The 15,930-nt window shown below is 54.3% G+C and carries 17 protein-coding genes; 1 reads left to right on the top strand and 16 read right to left on the bottom strand.

Annotation, left to right across the window (positions count from 1 at the left end):
• Window positions 1-28 precede the first annotated feature (28 nt).
• From F7R27_RS16545 to F7R27_RS16520, 6 genes are all read right to left on the bottom strand, one after another.
• The gene (locus tag F7R27_RS16545) at window positions 29-310 is read right to left on the bottom strand and encodes a type II toxin-antitoxin system RelE/ParE family toxin (RefSeq protein ID WP_151705375.1); all 282 of its coding nucleotides are present in this window, start codon (window positions 308-310) and stop codon (window positions 29-31) included.
• Entirely contained in the window at window positions 307-591 is a 285-nt protein-coding gene (locus F7R27_RS16540) for a type II toxin-antitoxin system RelB/DinJ family antitoxin (protein ID WP_151705374.1), read from the bottom strand. Before F7R27_RS16540 ends, F7R27_RS16545 begins: the two co-directional genes overlap by 4 nt.
• Before the next feature lie 136 nt (window positions 592-727).
• Window positions 728-1,600, bottom strand: coding sequence for a GGDEF domain-containing protein (locus F7R27_RS16535; RefSeq protein WP_151705373.1), 873 nt, complete (start codon window positions 1,598-1,600; stop codon window positions 728-730).
• A gap of 99 nt (window positions 1,601-1,699) precedes the next feature.
• Window positions 1,700-2,356 (bottom strand): DsbA family oxidoreductase, encoded by a 657-nt coding sequence (locus F7R27_RS16530; RefSeq protein WP_151705372.1) that lies wholly within the window; start codon window positions 2,354-2,356, stop codon window positions 1,700-1,702.
• A gap of 144 nt (window positions 2,357-2,500) precedes the next feature.
• On the bottom strand, window positions 2,501-4,288 hold the full coding sequence (locus F7R27_RS16525) for an ABC transporter transmembrane domain-containing protein (RefSeq protein WP_151705371.1): 1,788 nt from the start codon (window positions 4,286-4,288) through the stop codon (window positions 2,501-2,503).
• 141 nt (window positions 4,289-4,429) lie between these two features.
• Window positions 4,430-4,900, bottom strand: a complete 471-nt coding sequence (locus tag F7R27_RS16520) for an LEA/WHy family protein (RefSeq protein WP_151705370.1) — start codon at window positions 4,898-4,900, stop codon at window positions 4,430-4,432.
• A gap of 238 nt (window positions 4,901-5,138) precedes the next feature.
• Here F7R27_RS16520 and F7R27_RS16515 point away from each other — a divergent pair, with 238 nt between their 5' ends.
• The gene (locus tag F7R27_RS16515; RefSeq protein WP_151705369.1) at window positions 5,139-6,122 is read left to right on the top strand and encodes a bifunctional helix-turn-helix transcriptional regulator/GNAT family N-acetyltransferase; all 984 of its coding nucleotides are present in this window, start codon (window positions 5,139-5,141) and stop codon (window positions 6,120-6,122) included.
• 57 nt (window positions 6,123-6,179) lie between these two features.
• Here F7R27_RS16515 and phnE (F7R27_RS16510) read toward each other — a convergent pair whose 3' ends face one another.
• From phnE (F7R27_RS16510) to F7R27_RS16465, 10 genes are all read right to left on the bottom strand, one after another.
• Window positions 6,180-7,007 carry a phosphonate ABC transporter, permease protein PhnE gene (phnE, locus tag F7R27_RS16510; protein ID WP_151705368.1) on the bottom strand — a complete coding sequence of 276 codons (828 nt, stop codon included), beginning with the start codon at window positions 7,005-7,007 and terminating at the stop codon, window positions 6,180-6,182.
• Window positions 7,007-7,825 carry a phosphonate ABC transporter, permease protein PhnE gene (gene phnE, locus F7R27_RS16505; protein WP_151705367.1) on the bottom strand — a complete coding sequence of 273 codons (819 nt, stop codon included), beginning with the start codon at window positions 7,823-7,825 and terminating at the stop codon, window positions 7,007-7,009. Before phnE (F7R27_RS16505) ends, phnE (F7R27_RS16510) begins: the two co-directional genes overlap by 1 nt.
• On the bottom strand, window positions 7,825-8,682 hold the full coding sequence (phnC, locus tag F7R27_RS16500; protein ID WP_151705366.1) for a phosphonate ABC transporter ATP-binding protein: 858 nt from the start codon (window positions 8,680-8,682) through the stop codon (window positions 7,825-7,827). Before phnC ends, phnE (F7R27_RS16505) begins: the two co-directional genes overlap by 1 nt.
• Window positions 8,683-8,799: 117 nt before the next feature.
• Window positions 8,800-9,774: a phosphate/phosphite/phosphonate ABC transporter substrate-binding protein gene (phnD, locus tag F7R27_RS16495; RefSeq protein WP_151705365.1), complete on the bottom strand. Its 975-nt coding sequence runs from the start codon at window positions 9,772-9,774 to the stop codon at window positions 8,800-8,802.
• Window positions 9,775-9,961: 187 nt separating this feature from the next.
• A complete protein-coding gene (locus tag F7R27_RS16490) occupies window positions 9,962-10,414 on the bottom strand; it encodes a phosphatase domain-containing protein (protein WP_168927542.1) in 453 nt (150 codons plus the stop codon).
• A complete protein-coding gene (locus F7R27_RS16485) occupies window positions 10,407-10,979 on the bottom strand; it encodes a histidine phosphatase family protein (protein WP_151705363.1) in 573 nt (190 codons plus the stop codon). The genes F7R27_RS16490 and F7R27_RS16485 overlap by 8 nt, the downstream gene beginning before the upstream one ends.
• A 73-nt stretch (window positions 10,980-11,052) precedes the next feature.
• Window positions 11,053-12,114 (bottom strand): MBL fold metallo-hydrolase, encoded by a 1,062-nt coding sequence (locus F7R27_RS16480; protein ID WP_151705362.1) that lies wholly within the window; start codon window positions 12,112-12,114, stop codon window positions 11,053-11,055.
• Entirely contained in the window at window positions 12,111-13,199 is a 1,089-nt protein-coding gene (locus F7R27_RS16475; RefSeq protein WP_151705361.1) for an ABC transporter ATP-binding protein, read from the bottom strand. The genes F7R27_RS16480 and F7R27_RS16475 overlap by 4 nt, the downstream gene beginning before the upstream one ends.
• Window positions 13,187-14,887, bottom strand: coding sequence for an ABC transporter permease (locus F7R27_RS16470; RefSeq protein WP_151705360.1), 1,701 nt, complete (start codon window positions 14,885-14,887; stop codon window positions 13,187-13,189). Before F7R27_RS16470 ends, F7R27_RS16475 begins: the two co-directional genes overlap by 13 nt.
• A gap of 6 nt (window positions 14,888-14,893) precedes the next feature.
• Window positions 14,894-15,874, bottom strand: coding sequence for an ABC transporter substrate-binding protein (locus F7R27_RS16465; protein WP_151705359.1), 981 nt, complete (start codon window positions 15,872-15,874; stop codon window positions 14,894-14,896).
• Window positions 15,875-15,930 lie beyond the last annotated feature (56 nt).

Raw genomic sequence — 15,930 nt, 5'->3', positions numbered from 1 at the left:
TGCCCCATTCTGAGTGCCCATGCGATTACTATCCATCAGTCGGAAACTTTTGCTTCTGATGGAGTACACGCATGATGCGAATGACTGAACCATCGACCCAATAGGACACAATCATTGAAATCTCAGGGATAATCAGCAGCCTTCCACGAAGGCCCTCCCGTTGAACCCCGATAAGTGGTTGTTCCAGTAAACTCTCTACTTTAGCTTCAATGATATTGTCGGTTTTTTCTGCTGCGACAGGGTTGAATTCATACAGGTACTCGAAGATTTTTTCACGATCCTCCAGCGATTTTTCTTCCCATAAGATCATTGATGAACTCGATTACGAATTTTCGCTTTCCGTTCAGCCATTTGTGCTTTGCTTGCTTCATGGTCGATAAAAGAAGCCTCTCCCGAGTCAAGCTTCTCAAATGCTTGGTTTACTTGTTGGGTAAGCCACGCATCGTGAGATATTGCTTTACGCTGTTGCTCAGCCAATTGTTCAGTGAGCTCACGGCATGCATCGCTGAGAGTGCGCCCTTGGCTTTCCGCCATTTGTTGGGCTAAACGTTTTGTTTCGTCATCGACACGAAACTGTATTCTAGAGTCCATGATGAGCTCCTTATTCTGTGTGTACAAATGTTAGCACCAATTGTGTCAGCTAACAAACATCTCAATCCAGGCCGCTAACGGCCATGAAGCTTTCAGGTCGATCCTTAAGAAGATGGTCTGGCAAGAGGATGTCGGATTAAGGCAGTAGGGTCGATACCATCAGACAGTTACGTCCCTGGTCTTTGGCTTTATAGAGTTGTTTGTCAACTTCGTGAAACAGGGCGAAGGGCTCATGGGGTTGCTGAAAGAAGATACAGCCAATGGATAGGGTAAGCATGGCATAGGGTGGGTTTTCCTCATGCGGAATGCCCAATGCCAGCACCTTGAGGCGGGTGTTTTCTATATGTTTCAGCAGCGATGCACGATCACGACCACTGAGGAGTAGAACAAACTCCTCACCTCCGTAACGGTAAACGTGATCACTATGGCGTTTGACCTGCTTTTTCAAAACGGCAGATACTTTTCTCAGTGCTTCATCACCTGCCAGGTGCCCATAATTGTCGTTGTAGGGTTTAAAGTGGTCAATATCAACCATCACCAGTGCACTCCAGGGGCGCTCACTGGCGCTGGCCACCCAATCGGTGTAACTGTTCTCGAAACAACGACGGTTATAAACATCTGTTAATACGTCGATATCCGCTTCTTTCAAAGCCGTGATATCAGTAAATATCCAGATTCTTGCTCTGCCGTGCATGTCGCTATTGAGGGAGGCTGAACGTCGAGAAAAGACTCGCCCATCGATGAATTCCAGCTCATCTATGAAGTGCCTTTCCGTTTGATAGGCGCGCTCGACCACTTCAATGAAGTGGTCCGGGTCTTTGAGCTGGTTCAGCACCAGGGTGATTAACTCCCGATCATCTCTGGCCGTGACGTGCTTGGGCACACGCCACATTTCACGAAAGCGCTGATTGAGATACATCACCTCTCGCGCTTCGCTAATCACGAGCAAGCCATCGGGCAGGCTGTCCAGCAAAAGGGTCAGCAAGGGTTGTGAAAGGTTGTTAGGCATAGCCCTCTGCTATTTGAGGCATGTCATTAACTCTTAGGTCAGTTAGCGGGTTATGTCAATTTAGCACGTACTCATGAATCCGCTGCTCAAGTAGTTTGTTCAGGCAATTTCTTGGTGTTCGGAAGCGATCTGCCGCAAAGCCTGAATGAAGCTGTCCGGCTCCTGTGCACCTGATATAAGGTATTTCTGGTTGATGATGAAAGCCGGTACTGATGAGATTCCTGCCTGCTGCCAGCTAGCTTCATCCTCGCGGACGATATCGGTGAACTGGTCGGAGGAGATAACCGCTCTGGCCTGATTGCCATCCAGCCCAGCAGATTCGGCACAGCGCACCAGTACATCGACATCTGACACATTTTCGGCATGGCCAAAATAGGCATCAAACAGTGACTTTTTCATTTCGGTCTGCAGACCTTGTTCACTGGCCCATTTAACCAGACGGTGCGCATCGAAGGTATTTCGTGTGTAACGCTCCTGCAGTCGGCTGAAGTTCAAGCCCAACTCGGTGGCGATCTCCATCATGTTACTTTGTGCAGCTTCCATCTCTGCAACGCTGCGACCATATTTACGACTCAGTGCCTGCAGTATCGGTTCATCTGCAGAGGAGGGGTCTGGATTCAGTTCAAATGCATGCCATTCAATGCTGAAGGTGAGCTCTTCGGCCAGAGTATTCATGGCTTGCTCCAGTCGTGCATAACCGATCGCACACCAGGGGCAGGCAATATCAGACACGATGTCTATCTTTATATTGTTCATCTTTCTCTCGTTGAGGCGGAAGATATCTGCCGCTCTGTTGGGTTAGTTGAATTGTGGACCAGTGTATACGGCGATTCCAGTGTAAAAGATTGAGTCTTGAGAATGCCGCATCTGAAAAGGGAGTAGGCGATCATTTATCCTGTATTAACTGCGGCCACTATCAGGTTGCAGTAGCTGCAGCTCAGCCAGCTCACGATACAATGGGCAACTGGCCATCAACTCGCTATGGCAGCCGCTGGCAATGATCCGGCCTTTATCCAGCACCACAATACGATCCACATGCAGCACGGTCGACAAACGATGGGCAATGATCAGCGTGGTTTTGCCCTGCATCAGATGCTGCAGGGCTTCTTTCACGGCGTGCTCACTGACGGCATCCAGTGCACTGGTCGCTTCGTCCAGCAGCAGCACTGGTCTGTTGGCCAGAATCGCCCGCGCGATGGCCAGTCGCTGCTTCTGACCGCCGGATAAGCGTACACCGCGCTCGCCCAACTGGCTGTGATAGCCTAGCGGCAATTCTCGGATAAATTCATCCGCCCGGGCGGCTTTGCAGGCTGCAATGACCTCCGGCTCAGTGGCTTCAGGTTGGCCGTAGCGCACATTCTCCAGCGCTGAGTTGGCAAAAATCACCGCATCTTGTGGCACCAGCGCGAATTGTGCCCGCAAGCTGCCCAGATCCAGCTCGGCAATATCGATGTTATCCAGCAAAATACGCCCTTGCTGGGGCTGATAAAAGCGCTGCAGCAATTGAAACAAGGTACTTTTACCGGCCCCGCTGGGACCTACCAACGCGATACGTTCGCCCGGTGCTATGCTAAGCTCCAGCTCAGTCAGCGCAGCACTGCTGCCAGATGGTGGGTAGGCAAAACTGATGTGCTGCAGATCCAAACGCCCCTGCACCGGCTTTGGCAACTCCCTGGGCTCTGTTACAGTCTCGATTTGCACCGGCACCTGCGACAGCTCTATCAGCCGTTCAGTAGCACCAGCCGCTCGCTGTACTTCACCAATAACTTCGCTGATAGTGGCCGTTGCACCTGCTACCAGCACGGCATAAAACAAGAAAGCGGTGAGCTGGCCGGCCGACATCCAGCCTTGTAATACATCCAGTGCGCCGGCCCAGCCGATCAGCGTGATGGCAGCCAGGCTAAGCAACATCACCAGACCTATCAATAAGGCGCGGTAAAAGATACGCTGTTTCGCCGCCTGCATCACCTGTTCGATTTTGTCGGCAAACAGTTGTTGGTCCAGGCTTTCATGGCCATAGGACTGGACGGTATGAAGTTCGTGCAGGCTTTCATCGACATGAGCACCAATATCGGCCAACCGATCCTGGCTGGCACGTGATAAGCGCCGTACTTTACGGCCCAGCACAATAATGGGTACCAGCACCAAAGGCACAGCCAACAGTACCAGGGCAGTTAGTTTGAAGCTGGTCAGCAGCATCATCAGTAAACCACCAATGGCGGTAACACCCGAGCGTAGCGCCATTGACAAACTTGAGCCCACCACCGACTGCAGCAAGGTGGTATCGGCAGTAAAACGGGAAATAACTTCGCCAGTGCGAGTTTCGCTGTAAAATGCCGGGGATAGCTTCAGCAAATGACGGTACACATGATTGCGGATATCGGCACTGACCCGCTCTCCCAGCCAGGTCATCAGATAAAAGCGGCAAAAGGCCGCGCTGGCACTGATGGCGCTGATCAGCAAAATCCAGCCTACCAGCTCATTCAACCGGCTGGCATTGCCGGCAACAAAACCCTCATCTACCAGCAGCCGCACACCTTGCCCCAGCGCAAGCCAGGCTAAAGAGCCAACCAGCAGGCAGGTGACAGCCAGCAATACCCGCCAGTGATATGGCTTTAAAAAAGCAACCAACCAGGGCAAAACAGCGCTGGTTGTGGCGGGATGAGCAACAGACGTTGTTTCGGACACATCGAGTCCTTGAAGTAAGGCCGCGCACAGAGAAACAGTGTAAATGTGAACGACCGTAGTGCCTACAGAATGTTTATCTTGTGCATGGTGTGCCCCAGCGCGGCGGTACAGTCAAGTTGCAGTCAGTGCAGTGTATCAAGATCACCGGGTTGCCGCGAATGAGAAACGGCCCGTTTCCTCTACATTGATAAACGGTACAACACTGCCGGCATCCAGTCGCGCCCTGAAGGTGTAACTGAAGCTGTCGCGCTGGCCAGTAAAGAGATCGGTCAGTAGGCGTGCGCTGCCCAGCAGGTCGGGGCTGGCCTTTATGACAAAGTCTGCGCTGCCATAGCCGGGAACACTGGGCAGGTCAGGCGTTGCTCCACTGAGGATGCGGTACCCCTCAATCTCGACAGCATAGCTCATGCCGCGCAGGTTCAGTCCAATACTGTTGGGGTTGACCACCTGAATCCCGATGTTGAATACCGGGGCCATGCCGGCGTTGCCCTGTGCTACGCTGAATGAGGTGATATTGACATGAGGTGTCTGAAACGGGTTCTGCAATCCGGCGCAGCCTGCCAGAGGCAGGATCAGTGCGCCCATCATGATCAAACGGCGTCGTGCGTTCATTGCTGTTCCTTCCGGTTTACTCCTGGGTGTGCGCCTGAGCGCCACGGGAATTGTCTCATAGATCATCCAGATTAGCCGCCTGAGGCTGAGTCCAGACTGAACGGGGCGCTTGATTTATTTTTATATGTTTGACTAAGTCAACTACTATACTAGACTATGTCAAACTGGCTTCTGTCAGAAAGCTCTCTGAAGTGACTTATGAAATTTTCTATGAAACCTCTCCTGTGAAGGGTCTCCAATGAACAGTCAAACTGAATCCTCAACAGGGCTTGTTAATCAGGCTGCTGCTAGCCCCTCAGCAGATTGCCAAGCAAGTCGGGTCAGTGCCGTCAGGCGCTTCAACCGCTTCTACACTCAGGTGATCGGTGTCTTGCATGAGGGCTTGCTGGATAGCCCCTTTTCTTTGACGGAGGTGCGGGTACTCTATGAGCTGGCTCACAGTGCTGATCCTACAGCTGCAGCATTGTGTCAGGCGCTGAGTCTGGATGCCGGTTATTTGAGCAGGATACTGCAGCGATTTGATAAGGAGGGGCTGATACATAAGCGCCGTTCGGAGCAGGATGCTCGTCAGAGCCACCTGAGCCTGACAGAGGCCGGGCAGCAGGTTTTCGAGGAATTGAGTCAACGTTCCAGCCAGGAGATCACTGACCTGCTGCAAGCACTACCGGATACGGATCAGCAAAAACTGATTGAATCGATGCAGTCGGTTGAGCAGTTACTGAGCCGTGATCATAAGGTTCATGCACCAGTCATTCTGCGCCAGCATCGGCCGGGTGATATGGGCTGGGTGGTCTGGCGCCATGGCATCTACTATGCCCGTGAATTTGGCTGGAATGAGGGTTTTGAGGCGTTGGTGGCAAAGCTGGTGGCGGACTTTGTGCAGAATTATAAACCTGAGCATGAGCGCTGCTGGATCGCCGAGTGTGATGGGCGCAATGTCGGATCAATCTTCCTGGTGCAGGAGAGTGAGTCGGTGGCGCGCCTGCGCATGCTCTATATCGAGCCGGAGATGCGGGGGCTGGGTCTGGGACGCAGACTGGTGGAGGAGTGTGTCAACACCGCACGACAGCTTGGCTATCGCAAGATGGTGCTCTGGACCAATGCCGGGCTGCATGCTGCGCGGCACATCTATGAAGCTCAGGGCTTTAAACTGCTGAGTGAGGAAACAGTCAGCAGTTTCGGCAGGGATGAGATCTATCAGGACTGGGAGCTGATTTTCTGATCACTGTGAATGAGGCGGGGCTGAACGTTCGAAGCATCAGCCCTGATTCCTCAGTCTTCAGATAAACGCCTTTCTCACCTTGGCCGAGATATACTCAGACACCAGCACGGTGGCGAAAATCAGGATAAAGATGATACTCACCTTGTCCCAGGCCAGAGTATTAATGGCGGCATTCAACTGCAAGCCAATCCCACCGGCTCCGACCAACCCAAGTACCGTTGATTCGCGGATATTGATATCCCAGCGGTAGATGCTGATACCGGCAAAGGCGGGCATTACCTGCGGCAGCACGCCATAGCTCATCACCTGCATGCGGCTTGCGCCTGTCGCGGCTATCGCTTCCACTGGGGTGGGATGGATCTCTTCTATCGCCTCGTATAGCAGCTTGCCGACAAAACCGATCGAGCGCAGAGCGATGGCGATGATGCCGGCCAGAATGCCAGGGCCCAGAATGGTCACCAGCAGCATCGCCCAGATCAGGGAGTTGATCGAGCGTGATGACACAATCACCATTAGTGCCGCTGAGCGGATTAACCCATGGGGTGTCGTATTGCGTGCTGCCAGAAATGCGCAGGGGAACGCCATGGCAATACCCAGCAGTGTGCCCAGTGTGGCGATGGTGATGGTATCCCAGAGTGGTTTCCAGAGCAGGTGCGCATAGCTCCATTCCGGCGGCAGCATGCGGCTGATCAGATCGGCTCCCTGTCGTGGTGCATCCTCTACAAAGACCCACATGGTGTTATCGGAAATCTGCTTCCAGCACAGTAGAAACAGGCTGATGCCCAGCAGCCACGCCAGCCAGATCAGGATCTGCTTGCGTGTAGTGTGAAGCTTCCAGCGGGCATCTGCCAGATTGGTTGAATGATCAGGATATCGAACTGGCATTATTGCACCCACTTGCGAACATGGCTTGAAATGTATTCCGTGGCCATCACGATGCCGATGATGATCAGCAGGATTGCGGCGGCGGTTTCGTACTCATAGCGACTCAGTGACGTATTGAGTGTGGCACCGATACCACCGGCACCAACGATCCCGATCACGGCTGATTCACGGAAGTTGATATCCAGACGGTACATCGACAGTCCGATCAGACGCGGCATCACCTGAGGCTGCACTGCATAGTTCATCAACTGCAGCCAGCGAGCACCCGTGGCACGAATCGCTTCAACCTGACGTGCGTCAATATCCTCGATATCCTCGGCCAGCAGCTTGGCCATGAACCCGATGGTTGCGAAGGCGAGGGTGATCATGCCAGCCAGTGGGCCGAAGCCGAACATCACGACAAACAGAATGGCGATGATCACTTCCTGAAAGGTGCGCGAGATGGCGATGATAGAGCGGCAAAACAGATAGACAGGCAGCGGGGCGATATTGCGTGCCGCACCGATACCCACCGGTATCGCCAGCAGAATACCGATAACCGTAGATGTCAGGGTCATGGTGAGGGATTCGATCAGTCCATCCAGGATGTCGCCACCACGGCTAGTGAAATCCGGGCTGGCGAAAGCGGCTATAAAGTTCATGCCTCGGCTCAGGCCTTCAGCTACACGCGCCCAGTTGACATCAATACTGATCACGGCCAGCAGCAGGTAGACCACCGCAGCGATAATCAGTAGCCAGCGGTAGCGGGCATCCCGGATCAGTGGTAGCGGCTTCCAGAGGCCCTGTTCAGCGGCTGCTAATCGTTCTTGTTGGTTCATCATACCGCTCCGACTGCTGGCACCGATCTTTTGAGTCCAGCAGCATCGGTTTGAACACGTGTATCGACTGCCTCAAGATCTGATTCAATTTCGGCTTCTGGTTCAGCTGCCGTATTCCAGTCCTCTTCGCCGTAGATACGGGTCAGGATCTCGGCATCTAGCTGATCCGGCAGTCCATCAAAGACGATCTCGCCCGCGCGCAAGCCAATGATACGATCGGCAAACAGCTGTGCCAGTGCGACATCATGGATATTGATGATCGCGGCCAGTCGTCGCTCGGCGCATAGCTCTTTGATCAGACGCATGATCTGCCGCGATGTCTTGGGGTCCAGGCTTGCGGTGGGTTCGTCCACCAGCAGAATTTCAGGACTCTGCAGAAGGGCGCGAGCAATACCGACCCGTTGACGCTGTCCACCTGAGAGCTCATCGGCACGTTTGTCGATAAAAGGCTCCAGCCCGACACGCTGTAGCAGTCGGAAGGCTTCACTGACCACCGGTTGCGGATAACGTCGCAGAAAGCTGCGCCAGAAACCGGTATAGCCCAGATAGCCTGACAGCACATTCTCCATGACTGTCAGACGGTCAATCAGGGCGTATTCCTGAAAAATCATACCCATGCGACGTCTGGCACAGCGCAGCTGGCGACTACTCAGTGATGTCAGCTCGGTATTCGACAATGTAATGCGGCCTTCGGTAGGTTCCACAAGGCGATTCACGCATCTGATCAGCGTACTTTTACCCGCGCCGGATGGGCCGATCAGGGCAACCACCTGCCCCTCGGGGATATGCAGAGAAACCTGCGTCAGGGCCCGATCGCCAGTGGAGTAACGTTTGGTGAGATCTGTTAATGTCAGCATCGTGTGTGTCTCTGTTCTGGACCGGCAGCTGTCAATTCTGAGTGCAATAAGTGGCCGCCGATATCAAATGGCGACGCCTCCACATGGGAGGCGTCGTTAACGGATCAGACAAACTGATCAGTTACAGTTGTAGGTCACATCCATCGCCTGATCGATGGTGCGAATCACGGCCCAATGCTCTTTGTAGGTGATCGGAATGAACTGGGCTTCGCCGGAGTTCTTGAACTCTTCCTGCAACGCACTGCCTTCCCATTCAAAGGTAAAGAAGGCTTCCTTGACCTTTTCTGCCAACTCAGGCTTGAGATTATAAACATGGCCATAGCCGGTGGTCGGGAAGGTTTGTGAGGTATAGATCGTTGTGTAGCTGTCCGGTTTGACGACATCACGCGAGATCATGCGCTTGAGCACTGAGTTGGCGATGGCTGCGGCGTCATAGTCATTGTTGATCACGCCCAGGATTGAGTTGTCATGACCGCCAGAGAAGGATGGGGTGAAATCCTGTTCTGCCACCATGCCGAACTCGGCCTCCAGCAGGGCTGAAGGTGCCTTGAATCCGGAATTGGAGGTAGGTGATGTAAAGGCAAGGCTGCGGCCCTTGATATCGGCCACTTCGTTGATGCCTGAGTCTGGACGGGTGATGATCTCCATCTCATAACCGAAGCTGCCATCTTCGCGTGCCATCATGGTGAAGGGTACGAAACCGGCACAGTTCACCGCCAACGGGTTGGAGCCAGTGTTGAAACCGGCTACATGCAGACGACCTGCACGCATTGCTTCCAACTGCGCGGCATTTGACTGCACAGGGAAGAACTGAACGCGCTTGCCGGTCACGTTCTCCATATGCTTGATAAAACCATCCCATACCTTGGCATAGACAGAGGGATCTTCAACAGGCGTGTAGGCAAACACCAGTGTGGCTGGATCAACCCACTGAGAAGGATCGGTCGGTGCATCGGCAACCATGTCACCGTCGGCATCGGTGAAACGTGGTGCCAGGTCACTTGCCTGAGCGCTGACAATGGCGCCAGCAGCCATCAGGCCGACAAACAGGGGGGATTTCAGATGTTGGGTGATCCGTGAAATGAGCTGCATGTTAAGCCTCTTCTGCATGTTGAATGTGCAGTTACTCTATTGAGGCTTTGTGACAGGCTCGTTAAATCAATATGTTAGTTTTATGACATCAAGGCATTTGTAATATTGAAGGCTTGGTGGCTTCTGGTGTAGTTCATATCCCGCTGGCGGTTCGGGTACTTTTCGTTACCGAACCGCCAGTGAGCCATCAGAAATCGCCCGGTGCACACTGCAGGCAGGTCAGGCCCATGGCACGCCACTGAGCAACCACACTGTCGCGATCATCCAGTACCAGCCAGGGTGAGAAACCGGCATCGCGTATCTCATCCAGCAGTCGCGCCTTGACCACTTCATCCTTTTCCAGATCATCGCCTGCCTTGCGCAGAAACACGGCATCAAAAGGGATCTCGCGCCTGATCAGCCAGTCGAGTGTCTGCTCGCGATGCGTATCGGGACGACCACTGCAGATCACAATTTTCTGCCCTTGCTGCTTCAGCATCATGACCAACCGATAGACAGGCTCAATGCGTTCTGCCTCTGCCATATGGGCAAAAAACGGGTCCCACTGTTTTTCATCGCCCAATACCCAGGCGCGAACCTCTTCAGGGTTAAAGTGGGCGAGTGTGCCGTCGACATCGACGATAACGGTATCCTTAGTCAAAATAGTGCTCCTTGGTAGCAGAGGTAAATGGCTGGAAGCGCCAGTTGGGATCTGTGGCGTCTGGCGGCAGAATCAGCATGGGTTGGGCATTGCCGATGCGTTCACCTTCCGGTGTGCCGGTTGCCAGTGAGCGTATCACGCGGTAGATGCCGGAATGTGCCACAATCAGTGGCATCTCATGCTGTTGCAGCAGGCTGTTCAGATCTGTCTGTACGCGCTCAGTGAAGTCGCTCCAGCTTTCCCCACCGGGCGGTGTATCTGTGTAAGGGATTATCTGTTCCCAGGGGATGCCTTCAAGCTCACCCCAGTCTCGCTCTTTCAGGCCATCCAGCAGGGTCAGTAATTGCCCGGGTGCTGCCAGCTGCGCTGTTTCATGTGCCCGTTTCAGCGGGCTGACACCGATAACGCTCCAGGTGATTGAGGACAGCAGCTCTGATGCTGCACGCGCCTCCTGCCGACCAGTTTCATTGAGGGGGGTATCGGTGCGACCGCCGATCAGACGCTGTCGGTTCATGGCGGTTTCGCCGTGACGAAGAAATACAAAGGGTTTATTAATCAGTTCCATGTGCCTGTTCCATAAGGTCTGTTACGAAATGGTTTATGTGCATCCAGGGATTCAGTCAATTCGATATTTCGTGTCAGATATCGATAATGGGGTGTTGATTAAAGCCACTGCCCAATGCCTGCTGCCACAGATGAGCCTGCTGCATGGAGCAGAACAGTGGGGTTACGCTACGGGCGCCCAGATGTCGGGTCAGTGCCTGAAGGTCACTCAGGCGTGGATGAACATTCCAGCGCAGCCACTCGGCGCGACCCGCACTGATATCGGCACGTGCCTTGGCTGGCGTATAACCGGTATAGATCACTTGCCCTGTGTACTCCGGATCTGAAATCAGGCGCCCGGTCTCTCCGCCGACGCCATTGGCATTGCCTGCAATTCTGACCAGTCCGTCCACCTCATGATCATCAGTTGTCCAGGTGCGCGGTGTCAGCTCGCGCAGTTGCTGCTGCACCCCCGGCATCAGCAGATCAGCAGGAAGCTGCATCAATTGTGCCATGAACCCCTGACACAGAGGGTCCAGTGTCCACTCAAGCTGGTTTGCCTGGCACCAGATCGCCAGCTCCAGCGCACGTCCTGAGGGAGGTACAGGCAAGAGTGTCGCTTGTGTCAGCCGCTCAAGCAGGGCTTCCCGGCAGAGAGATTGATTCGTATCGTATACACCGTAGGAGGCATCCAGCAGGGCGACTTCTGCCGGTGGAGGCAGGTCAAAAGGGTAGAGCAGCGATTCCCTGCTGAAATCACCACTGTAAAAAATGCCGCCTGCAATATCCAGGTGTAACCAGACTCCACCCAGTGAGTGCCCGGCCTGGCCACAGGTGATGCGTACGCCCTCTATCTCGATCTGTCCGCGTGTCGGCAGAGCCTGCCATTGGCGTCCGGTTGGCAGATTACGTGCAACCAGCTCGGAGCAGTAGAGGGGAATATTTTCCGGTAGCCAGCGCACAGACCCGATATGATCAACATGGTCATGGCTGATCAGGATGGCATCGGCGGCCAGGTCCAGATACCAGTCGCAGGTTTCATCCGGCTGCATCGGGCCACCGGCATCCAGCAACAGTCGTTTGCCGTTGACATGAACCATGATGGCAGCGGGTGCTTTTTCACCCAGACCACTGATAATCTCAATTTTAACACTCATGCGGCAGGCTCCAGGCTCCAACCCTGCTCAAGTGTCAGATGGATCTGCGCACCCTCGGTCAGGCCAGTGTGGTGATAACAGGTCAGCTCATCACCATTGATGAGCTGCACCTTTATCTCATAACGCTCGCCCCGAAAAAAGCTGCTCAGTACTCTTGCCGGTAATGTTCTAGCCTGTAGTGAGTGTGCGGCAGGTGGCAATAGCGAAGGTTTTTCGTGCGGGTTGTCGTCCAGATGCAGCCGGATATGTTCAGGCCGGATCAGTACCGGGGTGCGCTGCTCGCCTGAGCGGGCAGTAAGTGCCATCAGATCGGATGCCTGCAAGCATTGGCCGGGCACCACATCCGCTAGATGAATGATGCTGCCCTGACCGATAAAACCGGCGATCCACTGAGTTTTCGGGGTCTGATACAGCTCTTCAGGTTTTGCCCACTGTACCAGTTGTCCCTGATGCATTACGGCGATCTGATCAGCCAGTGACATCGCCTCGGACTGATCATGGGTAACATAGATCAGCGTGGCACCCGTGCGGCGATGAAACTCACGAAAGCTCTCCTCCATGGATGCACGCAGGTGGCGATCCAGGTTAGCCAGGGGCTCATCCAGCAGCACAACATCAGGATCTGTCACCAGACAGCGTGCCAGAGCCACACGTTGGCGCTGTCCTCCACTGAGGTCCTGTGGCATCCGTTGTGCCAGCGCTTCCATCTGCACAGTTTCCAGCGCCAGCATGACACGGCGCGTGTATTCCCCACCCTTGATCCGACGGTGCTTCAAGGGATAGCCGACATTATCAGCCACACTCATATGCGGCCAGAGAGCATAGGACTGAAACACCATCCCCATATTGCGATCTTCGGTCGGCACCTGCCAGCCATCACTGGCGAGGCAGGTGTCATTGAGCAGTATGCGACCACTGCTGAGTGTCTCGAATCCGGCCAGCATCCTCAGTGTGGTTGTTTTACCGCAACCACTGGGTCCGAGCAGGGCCACAAATGCGCCTTGCTGTATGTTCAGGCTCAGGTTATTCACGGCCAGTGATTGACCGAATCGTTTGCTGACCTGTTCCAGTATCAGTTCTGCCAAGGTATCACTCCTTTCGGTAAATGGCGGGCCATAAGACTCAAGAGCAGCATGATGGCCATTACCATCACGACAACCAGCACGGCAATGGCGGATGCCAGAATGCTGTCGCCGCTCTCATCCAGATTGAATATCAGCACACCCAGGGTTTCTTTGCCGGCGCTCCAGAGCAGGGCGGACACAGTCAGCTCATTCACGGCGGTCAGAAATACCAGCAAGCCACCGGCAAATACCGCGGGTGCAACCAGAGGCAGCAGAATATCAATAAGGCGGCGGAGGGTTCCGGCGCCGGCGATTCTGGCCGCTTCTTCAAGGCTGCGATCCAGCTCACTGAAGCTGGCTGTTACCGGCTTGAGGCTGACGGAGATGAACCGGGCAAGATAGGCAACAAAGATGATGCCGAGCGAGCCATAGAGGGTGATGTTGAGCAGTGGCAGTGGTTTGGCAAACAGGAGAATACAGGCGATAGCCAATACCACGCCCGGCAGTGCATAGGGGATCTCGATCATGCTGATCAGTGATGAACGCTGTCGCTGCGACATGCTCTGCATCAGGTAGGCCAGCAGTGTTGAGATCAGCATCAGCAGCATTGCGGCACCTGTGGCCAGCAGCAGGCTGTTGCTGAAGGCACGCAGGGTCACGCTCTGACGGTTGACCATCTCCTGATAGGCCGAAAAACTAAGGGTATCGAAGGTCAGTTTGACACCCAGTGCCGGTACCAGTGAGCTGGTGATCAGCGCTGCCAGTGGTGCCACCAGAATCAGTACAAGCAATGTTCCGAGCAGCAGTTGTACCGGAATGCGCCAGCGCCCCAGTGCAAAGTCCTGTCCTCTGCCGGCATGACCAAGCAATCTAAACTGACTGTTTTTAAGCATCTGCTGTTGCAGCATTACACCCAGCAGGGCAACCACACCTATCAACACCGAGAGAGAGGCTACCTCAGGCAATACATGAGCACCGAAGCTGGACATGCGCTGATAGATCAAGGTAGGCAGAACATAGTAGGAGGCGGGTATGCCCAGCATTGCAGGTATGCCGAAATTGCCCAGTCCCGACACAAATGCTATCGATGCACCGGCTATCATGCCATTGCGCGTCAGAGGCAGAATCATATCAAGCCAGACATGGCGCTGATTGGCTCCGCTGATGCGTGCCGCTTCAATCAGATCTCGTGGCAGGTTGATCAGACTGGTGCGAAGTGCCAGAAATACCAGTGGTGCATGTTGAATACCCAGTAGCAGGGCGATCCCCTCTGCAGAATAAAGTGGCTGGGGTGATCCGAGAGGTGGAGCCATACCCAGTGTATTAAGCAGTGGGCTGCCAGGTCCGGTAAGCTGCAGCCAGCTCAGGGCAGTAACCTGAGGCGGTATCATCATCGGCAGCATGAAGCTGAATACCAGCAGGGACTTGTAACGGATATCGGTCAGAGTCAGGGTGAAGGCAAACAGACTTCCCAGTATTACTGCGATCAGAGTACCCAGACCTGAGGTATAAAGGCTGTGCCACAGTGCACGCCAAGTGGCGCTTTGCTGCAGAACACGCATCATCGGCGAGTCAGATCCCAGATGCCATCCCTGTATCGCCTCCAGCAACAATCGCAGAGTCGGCAGCAGTGTCAGCAGACTCACCAGGGTAAGGATGGAAAACAGCAGCCAGCGATGCTGACTGCCGGTATCAAGCGTTGCAAACATGAATCATCAACCGCCGAAAATGTTGCTGAAACGCTGCTTGTTAGCGTCGGCATTATCCAGCGCCTTGCCGGCATCCAGGGGGATCAGCTTGATCTCGTTGCGTGCAGGAAATCCAGCCGGCGGGTCAATATCCGTACGTGCCGGCAGATAGCCCTGTTCGCTGACCAGTTGCTGGCCGGCTTCAGAAAGCAGAAAGTCGACAAATTTCTGAGCGGCTTCCGGGTTGCTGGCTTGCTTGAAAATAGCCACAGGCTCAGTAACCGCCGTGACACCTTCTTCAGGGAATACAAACTGAATCGGTGATCCCTTGGCGGCTTCGCGTATCGCCATGAAGTCAACAATCACACCATAGGGCTTGGAGCCTGAGGCGATCGCTGTCAGTACGGCGCCGTTACCACCATGGGCGGTTGTGCCGTTCTTCTGAAGCTGCTGATAGTAATTCCAGCCCAGATCCGCCTGATCCGTGATGGCTGCCAGATGAATCAAGGCTGCACCGGAATAAAGTGGACTTGGCATGACAACCTGATTCTTGTACTCAGGCGCAATCAGGCTCTGCCAGCTCATCGGTTGCTGAGTGGCCTGTGTATGGTAGGCGATACCGGTTGTGATCATCTTGGTGCCATAGTAGTAGCCCTCCTGATGATAGAGGTCAACGTCATAGTGTGAGCGCTCAGGACTCAGGTAGGCCTGCAGCAATCCCTCCCGATTAAGCGCTTCCATGGTGACGCTGTCGGCAATCAGCAGGACATCAGGTTTGGAAACGCCAGCGCTGAGTTCTGCCTGCAGGCGCGTCATCAACTGTGTGGTGCCATCGCGTACCCACTCCACCTTGATATTCGGATGAGCGGCAGTGAAAGCATCGACGGTCATCTGGGCATCGGTGTTCGGCTGGCTGGTATAAAGAATCAGGGACTCCTGTGCCATCGCAAGTGTTGGCAGGGCCAGTGCGGTTGTCAGTATCCAGCGGGTCAAATTCGAATAGGGCATGTCGCATCTCCGGTTTATTGGCTGAGAGATGTCAGCGTACTGTCATGGAGTGACAG

This window comes from Nitrincola alkalilacustris, assembly GCF_008973755.1.
In the GTDB taxonomy this organism is placed as follows: Bacteria; Pseudomonadota; Gammaproteobacteria; order Pseudomonadales; family Balneatricaceae; genus Nitrincola; species Nitrincola alkalilacustris.
Note: the sequence above shows the minus strand (reverse complement) of the source record. Positions and strands in the feature narration are given on the sequence as shown.

Coding starts and splice junctions, on each gene's coding strand:
- F7R27_RS16545 (WP_151705375.1), bottom strand. CDS start 310: ATGATCTTATGGGAAGAAAAATCGCTGGAGGATCGTGAAAAAATCTTC.
- F7R27_RS16540 (WP_151705374.1), bottom strand. CDS start 591: ATGGACTCTAGAATACAGTTTCGTGTCGATGACGAAACAAAACGTTTA.
- F7R27_RS16535 (WP_151705373.1), bottom strand. CDS start 1,600: ATGCCTAACAACCTTTCACAACCCTTGCTGACCCTTTTGCTGGACAGC.
- F7R27_RS16530 (WP_151705372.1), bottom strand. CDS start 2,356: ATGAACAATATAAAGATAGACATCGTGTCTGATATTGCCTGCCCCTGG.
- F7R27_RS16520 (WP_151705370.1), bottom strand. CDS start 4,900: ATGAACGCACGACGCCGTTTGATCATGATGGGCGCACTGATCCTGCCT.
- F7R27_RS16515 (WP_151705369.1), top strand. CDS start 5,139: ATGAACAGTCAAACTGAATCCTCAACAGGGCTTGTTAATCAGGCTGCT.
- phnE (WP_151705368.1), bottom strand. CDS start 7,007: ATGCCAGTTCGATATCCTGATCATTCAACCAATCTGGCAGATGCCCGC.
- phnE (WP_151705367.1), bottom strand. CDS start 7,825: ATGAACCAACAAGAACGATTAGCAGCCGCTGAACAGGGCCTCTGGAAG.
- phnC (WP_151705366.1), bottom strand. CDS start 8,682: ATGCTGACATTAACAGATCTCACCAAACGTTACTCCACTGGCGATCGG.
- phnD (WP_151705365.1), bottom strand. CDS start 9,774: ATGCAGCTCATTTCACGGATCACCCAACATCTGAAATCCCCCCTGTTT.
- F7R27_RS16485 (WP_151705363.1), bottom strand. CDS start 10,979: ATGGAACTGATTAATAAACCCTTTGTATTTCTTCGTCACGGCGAAACC.
- F7R27_RS16480 (WP_151705362.1), bottom strand. CDS start 12,114: ATGAGTGTTAAAATTGAGATTATCAGTGGTCTGGGTGAAAAAGCACCC.
- F7R27_RS16470 (WP_151705360.1), bottom strand. CDS start 14,887: ATGTTTGCAACGCTTGATACCGGCAGTCAGCATCGCTGGCTGCTGTTT.
- F7R27_RS16465 (WP_151705359.1), bottom strand. CDS start 15,874: ATGCCCTATTCGAATTTGACCCGCTGGATACTGACAACCGCACTGGCC.